This window comes from Micromonospora sp. URMC 106 (assembly GCF_051386395.1).
Taxonomy (GTDB): Bacteria; Actinomycetota; Actinomycetes; order Mycobacteriales; family Micromonosporaceae; genus Micromonospora.
Genome location: NZ_JBPQTP010000006.1, coordinates 21671 through 34543, shown reverse-complemented (window position 1 = coordinate 34543; position 12873 = coordinate 21671). Strand labels below are relative to the sequence as shown.

At 68.4% G+C, this 12873-nt stretch carries 11 protein-coding genes; 7 read left to right on the top strand and 4 right to left on the bottom strand.

The genetic code is table 11. The annotated features are described in order from the left end of the window. The 5 genes from ACSNOB_RS03255 to ACSNOB_RS03235 all read left to right on the top strand — a co-directional run bounded on the left by ACSNOB_RS03255 (window position 1) and on the right by ACSNOB_RS03235 (window position 7519). Window positions 1–294, top strand: a complete 294-nt coding sequence (locus tag ACSNOB_RS03255; protein WP_436685085.1) for a hypothetical protein — start codon at window positions 1–3, stop codon at window positions 292–294. 843 nt (window positions 295–1137) lie between these two features. Next, window positions 1138–2334 carry a serine hydrolase domain-containing protein gene (locus ACSNOB_RS03250; RefSeq protein ID WP_436685084.1) on the top strand — a complete coding sequence of 399 codons (1197 nt, stop codon included), beginning with the start codon at window positions 1138–1140 and terminating at the stop codon, window positions 2332–2334. Window positions 2335–2684: 350 nt separating this feature from the next. Further along, window positions 2685–4523, top strand: a complete 1839-nt coding sequence (locus tag ACSNOB_RS03245; protein ID WP_436685083.1) for an ABC transporter ATP-binding protein — start codon at window positions 2685–2687, stop codon at window positions 4521–4523. After that, complete coding sequence (locus ACSNOB_RS03240) at window positions 4520–6229, top strand: ABC transporter ATP-binding protein (protein WP_436685082.1); 1710 nt, start codon at window positions 4520–4522, stop codon at window positions 6227–6229. The genes ACSNOB_RS03245 and ACSNOB_RS03240 overlap by 4 nt, the downstream gene beginning before the upstream one ends. A gap of 399 nt (window positions 6230–6628) precedes the next feature. Then, window positions 6629–7519, top strand: coding sequence for a LysR family transcriptional regulator (locus ACSNOB_RS03235; RefSeq protein WP_436685081.1), 891 nt, complete (start codon window positions 6629–6631; stop codon window positions 7517–7519). A gap of 85 nt (window positions 7520–7604) precedes the next feature. On the opposite strand, the gene ACSNOB_RS03230 is transcribed toward ACSNOB_RS03235, so the two are convergent. The 3 genes from ACSNOB_RS03230 to ACSNOB_RS03220 all read right to left on the bottom strand — a co-directional run bounded on the left by ACSNOB_RS03230 (window position 7605) and on the right by ACSNOB_RS03220 (window position 9409). Then, entirely contained in the window at window positions 7605–8435 is an 831-nt protein-coding gene (locus ACSNOB_RS03230; RefSeq protein WP_436685080.1) for an NAD(P)H-binding protein, read from the bottom strand. Between the two features lie 126 nt (window positions 8436–8561). Next, on the bottom strand, window positions 8562–8966 hold the full coding sequence (locus ACSNOB_RS03225) for a hypothetical protein (protein ID WP_436685079.1): 405 nt from the start codon (window positions 8964–8966) through the stop codon (window positions 8562–8564). 248 nt (window positions 8967–9214) lie between these two features. Beyond that, window positions 9215–9409 (bottom strand): hypothetical protein, encoded by a 195-nt coding sequence (locus tag ACSNOB_RS03220; RefSeq protein ID WP_436685078.1) that lies wholly within the window; start codon window positions 9407–9409, stop codon window positions 9215–9217. Between the two features lie 103 nt (window positions 9410–9512). Here ACSNOB_RS03220 and ACSNOB_RS03215 point away from each other — a divergent pair, with 103 nt between their 5' ends. Both ACSNOB_RS03215 and ACSNOB_RS03210 read left to right on the top strand, forming a co-directional pair. Beyond that, window positions 9513–10823, top strand: coding sequence for an MFS transporter (locus tag ACSNOB_RS03215; protein WP_436685077.1), 1311 nt, complete (start codon window positions 9513–9515; stop codon window positions 10821–10823). Between the two features lie 34 nt (window positions 10824–10857). Continuing rightward, complete coding sequence (locus ACSNOB_RS03210; protein WP_436685145.1) at window positions 10858–11916, top strand: serine hydrolase domain-containing protein; 1059 nt, start codon at window positions 10858–10860, stop codon at window positions 11914–11916. A gap of 271 nt (window positions 11917–12187) precedes the next feature. Here ACSNOB_RS03210 and ACSNOB_RS03205 read toward each other — a convergent pair whose 3' ends face one another. Beyond that, a complete protein-coding gene (locus tag ACSNOB_RS03205) occupies window positions 12188–12733 on the bottom strand; it encodes an alpha/beta hydrolase (RefSeq protein ID WP_436685076.1) in 546 nt (181 codons plus the stop codon). Between the last annotated feature and the right edge of the window lie 140 nt (window positions 12734–12873).

Sequence of the window (12873 nt, the reverse complement as noted above, 5' to 3'; positions counted from 1 at the left end):
GTGATGGGCCCGGTCGTGAAGGCGACGCCGCCCGACGGGACATACGGCATCATCACCTTCGATTGCGCGGGCGACCGGCGTCGCGTCGTACAGCTTGAGCGGAGTGCCGCGATGACGGACTTCATCGAACGTTTGGTTATCAAGGCCAGTTTCACATCGGATGATGTCGACTTCGTTTCGATGCAGCGGGGTTGGATTCTGGAGCAGGCGCAAAGGCGCGAGGCCGGGGCGTACATCGACAGTTGGGTCACGCTGGATGGCAAGACCGAGATCCACCAGGTCGCCAGTCCGTGATCATCGCAACGGGTTATTTCCCTTATCCCGGTCTCGTCGATCTCGTCAGGCAGCTGCGTGACAGCGACCCCGTCGACCACGTCCGCAGAAACGCGGAGGTCCAGTTGGATGGACTCTCCGGATGAACCCAGCGCCTCGTCATGCAGCCTTGAACGGGTGGTCCGGGTGGCAGACCTTGGAGTTGATCGCGAATCCGGACTTTTGTCGGGCGCGGTGGTTGTGCCAGCGGATGTAGCCGCCCGATGGCAGCGCACGGCGGCGAACTCGGCTTCGATCCCAGTCAGCCACGCGGTCGTGGGGTGTAGCGCTGACTCCTCGTGCCCGGAGCCGTCCGGGCCGCCTCGACAGGTTGCATGCGACCAGTGGTTCGACAAGATCCCATGCCCGTGCTAAGTTTCGGAACGCGTTCCTAAAGCCCTCTCGGGAGGAGCTTCCGATGGCGCTCGAGGCGGAGTTCTTGCTGGCGCAGTTGCATGCGCGTCAGCTTGGGCCGCCGGCGCCGACTGCCTTCGATCGCGACGGGTGCGCTTGCCGCGATCGATGGGCTGGGGTGGCCGCGTGGGTGAGGGCTGCCGGATTCGTCCGGGCGTGTTGCGCTGGCTCGGCCGACGGCGATCCGTGAATCGGATGCCAACCGGAAGAGCTCAGGGACTCGAGCCGGTGCGAAGGGACCGGGTTCTCGACGGGGGATATGAGCCTGGGGCGACCCGGCGAGCCCTGCACCGTGCACAGGCTGACGGGGGCGGAGATGGCCAGAGGATCAGGGAAGTGCCCGGCGCACCCACAAGTAGGAGAGGACAGGGTGTTTTGAAGATTCAACTAACGGCATGGGCGAGCGCTGCCGTGCTGAGTATCAGCGCGGGCGTGGTGGCGGCGGGTTCTGTGCCCGCAGACCGAGGAAGCGTGCTGGCCGGCAGCACGGTCCGGTCGTCCAGCATTGACGCTGGGAAGCTGAAGTCCGCCCTGGACGGTGTCCACCGCGCGGGGATGCCGGGCGTGTTTGCCGAGGTGCGCCACGGTGGCCAGGTATGGCGCGACGCCTCCGGGGTCGCCGACGTCAAGACTGGCCGCCCCGTCAGGCCCGACATGCGACACCGTGTCGGCAGCATCACGAAGACCTTCACCGCCGTTGCGGTGATGCAGGAGGTCGAGAAGGGGCGGATCGAGCTCGACGCGCCGATCGGCCGCTACCTGCCGCAGCTGGTGCCGGGACAACGGGGCGACAGGATCACGGTTCGGATGCTGCTCAACCACACCAGCGGCTTCCCCGAATACCTGCCCTACGCGTTTCCCTCCCTGCAGGAGTTCCCTTCCGCCACGGCGGCCAAGAGCCTTGACGACAACCGGTCCAGGCAGTTCAGCCCAGCCGAGCTGATCAAGATGGGGGTCGAGGCGCCACCCGCCGGCGAGCCCGGTGGCCCCACGGGGGTGTATTCCAACACCAACTACCTCCTCCTCGGCGAACTCCTGGAGCAGGTGACCGGTGACACGGCGGAGGGATACATCACCCGGAATGTCATTGAACGCGCGGGGCTGCGGAACACCGAATTCCCGACGGGGATGCGCGTCAAGGGGCCGCACTCGCGGATGTACGAGGGGCTGTTCGGCGTGATCGACCCGCCGCGCGACTACAGCGTCTACAACATGTCCTGGGTAGGTACGGGGGCCGCCCTGGTATCGACCGTCGAGGACATGAACCGCTTCTACCGGCTGCTCTTCAGCGGCAAGCTCGTCAAGCCGTCGTCACTTGCGCAGATGCAGCGCACCAATCCGGTTCTCGGTCAGGACGGCTACAAGACGAAGGACTACGGCCTGGGTCTCCTTCGAGTCACGATCCCCGACTGCGGCACCTTCTGGGGTCACGACGGCACCGTCTGGGGGGCCGAGACCATGGTCCTGACCAGCTCCGACGGCAAGCGGCAGTTGTCCGTGGCGATGAACCTCGTGAGGTGGAACAAGCTGGACTCCTCGGGAAAGCCGCAGCCCCACCCGATCGATGATGCGCTGTCGGCCCTCTACCAGCGGGCGATGTGCGGGTAACACAAACGCCCAGGCAAGGCATGCCTCGCGGCAGCGACGTCCGTAGCCAGAGTGCGCACGCTGGCTGATCGAGGTCGCTGGATTGACCGGGACAGGGTCACGGCGGCGCCGCGGCACCACCCGGGCTGCACGTCCGCCTTCGGCTACGCGCTGCGCACGCCGAGGGCGGGCGTGCCCGGCATGCCGCACCAGCGGCCTGGCAGGCACGTTCACGCGACCGCCGGCGCTTCTGTCCGCCGAGATGTCACCGGGGTGGAACGCGGGACTCGGCACGCTGCGCCGTGTGTGCAACGGGTGGGTGGTCGCGCCGGCCACGATTTCACGACGAGATTGACGAAGACGGGAGAGTGATGACCACCACCGGCCTTGCCGAGGCGGAAGTGCGGTCCGCGCCGCTGCCGGATGCCGGCTCCGCGGCGGGGCACAGCGTGGCGCGGTTGCTGCGCCGACATCTGTGGAGTTTCGCGGCTGTGGTAGTCCTGCAGGTGATCGGCGCCGTCGCGGGTCTGGCGCCGCTGCTGGCGGTCGTCGAACTGGGCCGCACCCTGTTGGCGCCCGGCCCGCTCGCTGAGGGACACGTCTGGCCCGTCGTGATCGTGGGTGCGGCCGGTCTGTTCGTCCGGCTGCTGTTCACGACCGCATCCTCCGGGATCGGGCATCTCGTGGACAACCAGGTGCAACTGTCGTTTCGACGGGCTCTGGCGGCGCGGCTGGGACGCGTGCCGATCGGGTGGTTCTCACAACGCCGGACCGGCGAGCTGACGAAGCTGGTCGGGGAAGACGTGAGTGCCGTGCATCCCTTCATCGCGCACACCCCCGGCGAGATCGTCTCCGCGTTCGTGGTGCCGCTGGTGTCGCTGGCCTATCTCGTCACCGTTGACTGGCGGCTCACGCTGATCACGCTGATTCCGGTAGTCCTGGCGATGGCACTGGTTCCCCTGATGATGACCCCGGCCCGGCAGCGCGAGGAGAAGGAGTTCGATCGCGGTATGGGCCGCATCGCGAACTCCGTCGTCGAGTTCGTGCAGGGCATCGCAGTCATCAAGGCGTTCGGCGGATCCGGGCGCGCCCACCGGAAGTTCTCCACGGCCGTGGAGGACTTCGTCGGCATCTTCCTCAACTGGGTGATCGGCCTCTCGCCGATCGCCGCGGGGATGGCGTTGGCGCTGTCGCCGCCGTTCGTGCTTCTGGTGGTGCTGATCGGTGGTGCGGCTCTCATCACCCGGGGCGATATGCCCCCGGCCGACCTGCTGCCCTTTCTTCTGCTCGGACTCGGCCTGACCGCACCGTTGGCGGCCCTCGGTCACGGCTTCGATGACATGCGCGCCGCCGCACGCGCGCTCGGCCGGATCCGGGAGGTGTTCTCGGTGGAGTCCCTGCCCGAGCCCGCCCGCCCGGTCACGCCGAAGGGTCACCGGGTGGAACTGCGCGACGTCCGGTTCGGTTACGAGAACGATCACGAGGTGCTCCACGGGATAGATCTGGTGCTCGAACCGGGGACGGTGACCGCGGTCGTGGGGCCGTCGGGGAGCGGGAAGTCCACGCTGGTTCAGCTGTTACCGCGGTTCTTCGACCCGACGCACGGTTCGGTCACGCTTGGCGGGGTGGATCTGCGCGAGATCGCCAGCGAGGAGCTCTACCGGAGAGTTTCCTTCGTCTTCCAGGAGGTCCGCCTGCTGCGCGCGTCGGTCGCGGACAACATAGCCCTGGCGGTGCCACGTGCCGGCCTCGACGACGTGGTTCGCGCCGCCCGGCTCGCGAACATCCACGACCGCATCCTCGAGTTGCCGCGCGGGTACGAGACGGTGATCGGCGAAGACGTCAAGCTGTCAGGCGGCGAGGCGCAGCGGATCTCGATCGCCCGAGCGTTGCTCGCCGACACGCCGGTGCTGGTGCTCGACGAGGCGACCGCCTTCGTCGACCCGCAGACCGAGCAGGCGGTGCGCCAGGCACTGGCAACGTTGTCGGCCGATCGGACGATTCTGGTCATCGCGCATCGTCTGGAGACGATCGCCGATGCCGACACCGTCGTCGTGCTGGAGAACGGGTCGATCGCCGAGCGCGGCCGACCCGCCGATCTGCTGGCCCAGGGCGGAAGGTTCGCGGCGTTCTGGCAAGCCCACCAATCCGCGCTCGCCGGCGAGAGCGAGAACCGCGGTGGCGTACTGCGAGGAGACGAGTCCCGATGATTCGAATGCTGCTGCGCGTGCTGGGGGAGGGGTACGCCCCGAGGATGCGCCGCACCGTGGCCCTGATGGCGACGACCGCGATCGTCGAGGGCCTGTCCTACGCACTACTGGTGCCCGTCCTACGAACACTCTTCGGCAGCAGCCCGGCGGATGCGTGGCCCTGGCTGATCGCGTTCGGAGCGGCGGTCGCGGTCTACGCGGTACTGCAGTACCTCAGCAACCTGTCCGGATTCCGCGTCGGGACCACGATGCTGCGGGGCATGTACCACCGCCTCGGTGAGCACTTGGCCCGGATTCCGATGGGCTGGTACAGCGCCGGACGGGTCGGGGAGGTGTCCATCCTTGCCAGCCGAGGTCTCCTACAGGCGATGAGCGTGGCGGCGCATCTGCTCGGACCACTCATCACCGCCTGCGTGACGCCCCTGACCATCGTCGTCGTGATGCTCGCCTTCAACTGGCGGATGGGCTTGGCCGCGCTGGTCGCCGTACCGATCGTGGCAGCGGTCCAGATCTGGACGGGACGCTCGACGGCTGCCACCGACGCCGAGCGCGGCGCGCGCGACCGTGCGGCCACCGGGCGAGTCATCGAGTACCTGCAGGCACAGCCGGTGCTGCGCGCCGGTGGCCGGACCGGCGAGCGCTTCCAACTGCTCGACGACTCGTTGCGCGAGGTCCAGCGTGCGGCCCGCCGTTCCTCGCTCAAGGCCCTGCCCGGAGCGTTGGGGTCGGCGTTCACGGTGCAGGCCATGTTTACCGCTCTGCTGGCCCTGGGCGCCTATCTCGTGCTCAGCGGGAACATCGGCGCGGCGGAGGTCCTGACGATCCTGGTGCTGGCCGCGCGCTGCGCGGATCCGCTGCTGTCGCTGGCGGAGTTCGGTGGCAAGATTCGCGCCGCACGCGCGGAGCTGACGCGGCTCGATGCGGTGTTGAGCACCGAGCCGCTCCCGGAGCCTCGTCAACCGGTCCAGCCGGTCGGCCATGGCCTGGAGTTCACCTCCGTCGTCTTTCGGCACGGCGACCGTACGGTGCTCGACGGTGTGTCGCTGTCCGTACCGGAAGGACAGCGGCTCGCCGTCGTCGGACCATCGGGTGCGGGCAAGACCACGCTGCTGCAGTTGCTCGCGCGGTCCTACGACGTACACGCGGGCGCGGTGCGCGTGGGTGGCGCGGACGTGCGCGCTATCGACACCGAGGTGTTGATGGCGCAGATGGCCATCGTCTTCCAGGACGTCTATCTCTTCGACGGCACTATCGAGGAGAACGTGCGTCTCGGTCGTCCAGACGCCGGTGAAGACGAGGTGCGGGCAGCCGCGACCGCAGCGCGGCTGGACGAGGTGATCGAGAGACTGCCCGACGGGTGGGCGACGAATGTCGGTGAGGGCGGCGCACTCCTCTCAGGTGGTGAGCGCCAGCGGGTCTCGATTGCGCGAGCGCTGCTGAAGGACGCCCCCATCGTGCTCCTCGACGAGGTGACCTCCGCACTGGACCCGGTGAGCGAGGCGGCCGTCCACGAGGGCATTGACCGTCTGATGGCGGGCCGGACGGTGGTGATGGTGGCGCATCGGCTGCGTACCGTCCGACGCGCCGACCGCGTCGTGTTTCTCGATGGTGGTCGGATTGTGGAGGACGGCAGCCACGACGATCTGCTGCGCCGTGGTGGCCGCTACGCCGACTTCTGGGCGATCTCCATGAGGCCGGTGGGGTAAGAACGAATTGGCACTTACCAGACTCATTCGACCCTTGCGACCGGCTTGCCTGCCTCGGCCTCATCAGCGGGTTCGCGCGACGGTGACGGTGAGACTGTGGGCGGGGCTGACACGAGAGCCGTGTCCTTCTCCTGTGCGCCCGCCGCGCCTGCGGGCGGCATCCGTCGTGGACACCCGCAGAGGTCCACCGCCATCACACGCCCAGGCGTACGGCCGGGCCCACAGTTCGTGGCGCCCGGGCCGATCGGGCCGGCCGAGCTCACCCACGGCAGTCGATGGCACACCGTGAACTCGGCGAGGCTGGACGGAACTGCCGGGACATGCCTCCGGGCCGAGACGCGCCAGCGGCTCCTTTCCGCATCGCTGGTTGACACCGTGGTTCACGACTAGGGAGGCGTGATGGAGCTGCGCGACGTCGAGATATTTCTGACGCTCGCCGAGGAGCTGCATTTCGGCAGGACCGCTGACCGGCTGCATGTGAGCCCGGCGCGGGTCAGCCAGGCGATCAGGAGGCAGGAGCGCGAGATCGGCGCGAGGTTGTTCGATCGCACCAGCCGCAGCGTTCGTCTCACCGCGATCGGCGAACGGCTGTACGGCGATCTGCTACCCGCCTACCGGGGGCTGCACGACAGCGTGCAGCGAGCCAGGCTGACCGCGCAGGGCGCGACCGCCGTCCTGCGCGTCGGCATGCTGCCCGGCAACGCCTACGACCTGCGCTGCTACTGGCAGGCATTCCGCGCCCGCCACCCGCAGTGGGGACTGCAGATCCGCCACAACCCGTTCATCAGCCCGTTCGAGCCGCTGCGCAACGGATCCGTGGACGTGCTGCTCTCCTGGCTGCCGGTGCGGGAGCCCGACCTCACCGTCGGCCCCGCGGTCTTCACCGAGCCTCGGGTACTGCTCGCCGCACCCGGCCACGAACTGGCCGTGCACCAATCCGTCTCGATCGAAGCCCTGGGCGATTTCGCCGTACTCGGCCCGTCTACGCCCCTGCCGGACTACTGGGAGGATGCCTTCCTGCCGTTCCACACTCCCCGCGGTCGCCGCGTCGAGCGCGGCCCGGCCGCCCGGGGTATGGACGACATCCTCATCACCGTCGGCTCCGGAGAGGCTGTGCACCACCTGGGTGCCCACGCCGCGCGGTACTACGCCCGCCCAGACATCCGCTACCTGCCCATCCACGATGCTCCCCGCCTGCGCTGGGGCCTCGTCTGGCGAAGCGACACCGACTCCGAACAGATTCGCGCCCTGGCCCAAGTGGTCCGTGACCTCGGCACCGCGACCCTTTGAAACCGCCACCGTTCTCGGAGCTGGGAGCGGCTGTGGTGAGGCGCCGCGTTCTCCTTGCCTCACATCAGGTCAGCGTCGGGAAGGCTCAACGGAAATCGTCGGCGTGGAGGAGCGCCCACTCCTCGTAGAAGCGCGCAGGGTGTCCAGTCACCTCCTCGACGTCGGGGAGAACGCGCGACTCGTCGAGGATGCCGTCTCGATGGAAGCGGAAGAAGGCGTCGACGTACTCGGCGGGCATGTCTTTCTCCATGTCGGCGTGAGCCTCGGCATCCGAGAGGCCGACACAGTGCAGGTCGCGACCGAGCACCTCGGCCAGCACGGCGATCTGGTCGGCGGGCGTCAGCGCGCGAGGACCGGTCAGCTCGTAGACGCGCCCTTCGTGCCCCTCGCCCGTGAGCGCTGTCGCGGCGACCGCGGCGATGTCCTCGGGGGCGATGCAGGCGGTCCGCACTGCCGCGAACGGCACGCGTACGATGTCGCCTTCGCGCAGTTGCGGCAGCCAGCGCAGCGTGTTGGACATGAAGGCCCGTGGCCGCAGTATCGTCCAGGCCAGGCCGGAGGCGCGTACCGCGCGTTCGGACAGCGTCATGTACCGGGAGACCGCGTTGGTCATATCCTCGAGCGCGGCGGATCCGGCGGTCATCAGCACCACGTGCCGCACACCCGCAGATCTGGCCCGCGCGAGCAGGCCTGGCATGTCTGCGTAGCCGGGCAGCAGGAACATGGCGCGAACGCCGTGGAACGCGTTGGTCAGGGTCTCGGGATGGTTGAGGTCACCGAGGACGCCTTCGACTCCGTCCGGCCACGCCGCATTGTGTCGGCGGACCAATGCTCGTGCCGGTGCGCCGGCCGCACCCAGCGCGCGGGTCAATGCCGCGCCCACGTTGCCGGTAGCGCCGGTGATCAGGTACATCATGGTCCTCGTCGTGTCGAGAAGGAACCGATCGCCGGCGCGCTCAACGCTGCGGCGATCAGCAGAGTCTGGTCCGTGCCGGGCGAGCGGCAATGCGGGGTTACGTGCCGGCCAAGCGCACCGGACCTGTCATGCGGCCCGGATGAGGCCCGCCGCCAGGGCCACGAGGGCGACAGCGAGCAGCAGGGCACCACTGCGGGTGAGCATCGTGCCCGGCGAGCGACCGCCCTCCTTGCCGACACCTAGGTGGAGGAAGAACCCGCCCGACTGTGCGAGTATCCCCGTCAGCAGAACCACCCCGCACAACCATTCCCCAGCCTCGGAGAATCCGGCACGGGGCAGGTAGAGCAGGTACACGAGCGAGAGCACCAGCAGCACTCCGGCGTGCGCATGGCCAGCTCGGAAGAATCGTTCGCGAAATGCTCCCAGCCGATCCCGGTCAGTGGTGATGAAGCGCAGCAGCGCGTGCCCGCCGAACTCGACAGTGACGATCGACAGGATCGCGACGATCGGCAAGATGTCCGTAGGTTCCATCAGTGCTGCCGCGCGCCCACGCCGTGCCGCGCGGCGGCAGCCAGCTCAAGCCGAGCGAGGTCCTCGCCAGCGGACAGATCATGGTAGGCCGGCCGCATCTCGCGATCGGCGCAAAAATCAGGCAGGTGCATGTCACGGTCTTTCGGGGATGGTTGCCCTGGCCACGGTCTTCCGTAGCAAGGTTCACCCTTTCCGCCCGAGCAGGTGGAAACAACGGCCGTGTGCGCAACGCCGGTTAACCCGGCGGTTCACGATCGGGCGGCGTGGTGAGGCTGCGCGAGGATCACCTCTTTCCTAGGCTCGCCGAAGAGCCACGTCACCAGGGCCGTCGACCGGCCGTACGTGCGTCTGCTGTCCTCGGACAGAGGCGTGCCGACGTCACGCTTCTGCTTTCTGATCGCCCGGCCGGCCCGCGTCGGACTCGCGTGCAGACGCTGCTCCATCACGCCCACCCGATCGTGAACCGCTGTGTTAACCGGCGTTGCGCACACGGCCGTTGTTCCCCTCGAACCGAATCACAAGGATGGCTCTTGCCGCGGCGGACCGGTGACCTATTCCGCCGATCATCGCGACGCCAGGGCGGGCCCATGCGGCCGGCGCCGCCCATACCCCGGGACCACCAACGGGAGCGTGAACGTGCATCCATCCCAAGCCGTGAGCCGAGTTCGAGGCAACCTGGCACTGACGGCGTTGTTCTTTGCCACGTTTGTCCTCGGCAGCACCGAACTGGTGATCGTCGGTGTCCTGGATCTCATCGCCGCGGACACCGGCGTGACCGTCAGCGCGGCCGGTGCCCTGGTCACCGCGTACGCCCTGGGCCTGTCGATCGGCGGACCCGTGCTGACCGCGCTGACCATCCGCGTGCAGCGGCAGACCCTGTTGTGGGCTTCCATGCTGGTCTTCCTGCTTGCCACCGTGGCGATGGTCGCCACCGCCAGCTTCGAGCTGCTGCTCGCCGCTCGAGTGGTGGCCGGGTCGCTGCACGGTGTCTTCATCGCTGCGGCCTTCGCCACGCTCGGCTCCCTCGTTCCCGCCGACCGCATGGGCCAGGCCATCTCCGTGGTCATCGGCGGGATCGCCGTCTCCACCGCCATGGGCGTCCCGGTGGGCACCATGGTGGGCAGGACGCTCGGCTGGCGCGGCTCCTTCATCATGATCGCCGGAGTGGGAGTCGTCGTCCTCGTGGGCCTGCTGCTGCTGATGCCGAAGGTCGCCGCCAACCAGGCACTGGGGCTACGCAGCCAGGCCCGATCCGCGTTCGCGCCCCGCGTCCTGATCATGCTAGCCATCGGGATGCTGCTGCTGGGCGGGCAGTTCACTGTCTTCACCTACATCACGCCCTTCCTGCTCGAGGTGACCGGCATCTCCGGTGCCCAGGTCAGCGGCTTCCTGCTCGCCTACGGCGTCGCGACGGCGATCGGCACGTTCGTCGGCGGCTGGGCAGCCGACCGCGACGCCTCTCGTACGCTGCTGACGGCCAACGTCGTACTCCTGCTGTCCCTCGGCCTGCTCTACCTGACCGGGACCGTGCCAGCCGTCGTCGCCGTGGCGCTGCTGGCGTGGGGCCTGGTCGGCTTCGGACTGGTTCCGGCGTTGCAGTACCGGGTGGCGACGCTGGCCGGCCCGGCGCGCGATCTGGCGGCCAGCCTGCCCGCCTCCGCGGTCAACGCCGGCATCGCGGCCGGTGCCTTGCTCGGCGGCTGGACCCTCGCCAGCAACGGCCTGTCGGCGGTCGTTGTCGCCGGCCTGCTCATGTGTCTTGCCGGGCTGCCGCTGACCTGGCTGACCGCCCAGTGGGGTACCCCGTCGACCGATTCCGGGCCGACAACGAACATCCCAGTCGGGACCACCCATTGAGCGCACGACGTCAGAAGCCCATGTCTTGATCACGATGGGTGCGCCGCTCGCCGAGCAGTCCGTGCTGACCGCGACGGAGGCGGATGGCGGGCCGGCGGCCTACGTCATCGGCAGCGCCGGTGCCGGTGAGCTCGGCGGGTCGACGACGCCGCCGACGGACGGGCACTACCGCATCGGCAGCAACACCAAGACGTTCACCGCGGCCTTGGTGCTGCAGCTGGTCGCCGAGGGCCGGCTCGGGCTGGACGACCCGGCCGCCGAGCACCTGCCCGAGTTCGGCCTGGATCCGCGGATCACGGTGCGGATGCTGCTGCAGCACACCAGCGGCGTGTTCAACTTCACCGGCGAGTTCCTCCCCGACGGCACGGTCGTGCCGGGCATCCCCAACCCGCTCGTGCAGGGCAAGGAGTGGCTCGACAACCGGTTCAAGACGTACCGGCCGCAGGAACTGATCCAGCTGGCGCTGTCGAAGCCGGCCCGGTTCGAGCCCGGCACCGACTGGAGCTACGCCAACACCAACTACGTGCTGGCCCGGCTACTCATCGAGAAGGTCACCGGCCGCTCGTACGCCGCGCAGCTGCAGCGGTTGATCGTCGGACCGCTCGGCCTCACGGGCACGGTGGCACCGGACACCGCCGAAATCGCCGATCCGCACGCGCACGCCTACTACCGTCACGAGGAGCAGACGATCGACGTCACCCGCCACGACCCCTCCTGGATCTCCAGCGGCGGCGACATGATCTCCACCACCGCGGACCTGCAGACCTTCCTCACTGCGCTCGTCGGCGGCAGGCTCCCGCCCGCCGGGCTGCTGACCGAGATGTGTACGCCACGCCCGACCGGCATCCCCGGCATGGGTTACGGCCTCGGTGTGTTCGTCCAAGACCTGCCCGACGGCGGCACCGTCATCACCCACAACGGCGGCACCGCCGGCCACGCGGCCCTGATGTTCAGCACGCCCGACGCCCGCACCTGCCTCACCGCCGGACTGAACTACGTCGACGACGCCGCCATGACCCTCGCCGTACCGTTCCAACAGGCCATCCAGCGCCTCGTCGGCGAGGTCTTCACCGACACCGCCCACCACGCCTGATGGGGCCGCCGCCCCGGGGGGCCTCGGCACGGCTGCTTTCGAAGCCGACCGCGCCCCCAAGGCTTGACCGTGTCGACCGCGCTGGGACTGCTGACCGCCGCGGCCGCCGGCGGCGCCGTGGTTGCCAGCGGCGGTTACGGGCGCTGATGCGAAGGGCGGTGGTCTCCTGGTTGCGCTCGCCCGGGATCCGACCGGCGTAACGCCACCCGCCCTATCCGGAACCCGACCGACGGTGTTGGCGCAGGACGGCTGGGGGTGTGTCCACCAACGTTCACCGGGTTGAGCTCGGCCAACCGATCGTGTCGAGGAACTCCTCTACGGCGAGTACAACCTGACTGAGCACTGCGATCGACTCGGTGAGCGGGCCGGGTACGTACATTCCGTGATCGGCGCCTTCCACCTCCAGCACGTGGGGTGACAGCCGGCGGGCCAGGCCACTGTCCCAAACTTTGTCGGCAGTGCCACCCACGAGCAGGAACGGCGCGGTCGCACGGCCCAACGCATCAGCTACCCACGGCAGGGTGAGCAAGGGCGTGAGCCATACGGCGGGCAAGTTTCTTTCGGCGGCAATCGCTGCCGCGTTCGTGCCGAGCGACTTGCCGATCAACAGTGGGCGACCGCCAATGGCGTCGACCAACGGATCGATCTCACCGCGGACCCAGCTCTCGATCTCCGGCTGATCAGGCTTCGGAAACGCCTGGGACCACGAGTGTCGATGTACCGTCGCGCCCCGTTGTTCCGCCACATCGCCGGCGTACATCAGCAGGGGAGCGCCCGGTCCGAACATACCGCCGGGAATCACGACAGCGTCAGTCATGCGACGACCCTACCTAACTTGATCTTGATCCTGTTTGGCTTGGGCGTGGTTCACAGGTCGTCTTCGGTTCCGTTTCGCCTTGCCTGACGGGGACCGTACAAACAACGGCGGATCGACCGATCAAGGGAGAGACGCCAGGT

Excerpts from the sequence above, each read along its gene's own strand:
- ACSNOB_RS03240 (WP_436685082.1), top strand. The coding sequence starts at position 4,520 with ATGATTCGAATGCTGCTGCGCGTGCTGGGGGAGGGGTACGCCCCGAGG.
- ACSNOB_RS03230 (WP_436685080.1), bottom strand. The coding sequence starts at position 8,435 with ATGATGTACCTGATCACCGGCGCTACCGGCAACGTGGGCGCGGCATTG.
- ACSNOB_RS03235 (WP_436685081.1), top strand. The coding sequence starts at position 6,629 with ATGGAGCTGCGCGACGTCGAGATATTTCTGACGCTCGCCGAGGAGCTG.
- ACSNOB_RS03225 (WP_436685079.1), bottom strand. The coding sequence starts at position 8,966 with ATGGAACCTACGGACATCTTGCCGATCGTCGCGATCCTGTCGATCGTC.
- ACSNOB_RS03245 (WP_436685083.1), top strand. The coding sequence starts at position 2,685 with ATGACCACCACCGGCCTTGCCGAGGCGGAAGTGCGGTCCGCGCCGCTG.
- ACSNOB_RS03210 (WP_436685145.1), top strand. The coding sequence starts at position 10,858 with ATGGGTGCGCCGCTCGCCGAGCAGTCCGTGCTGACCGCGACGGAGGCG.
- ACSNOB_RS03205 (WP_436685076.1), bottom strand. The coding sequence starts at position 12,733 with ATGACTGACGCTGTCGTGATTCCCGGCGGTATGTTCGGACCGGGCGCT.
- ACSNOB_RS03220 (WP_436685078.1), bottom strand. The coding sequence starts at position 9,409 with ATGGAGCAGCGTCTGCACGCGAGTCCGACGCGGGCCGGCCGGGCGATC.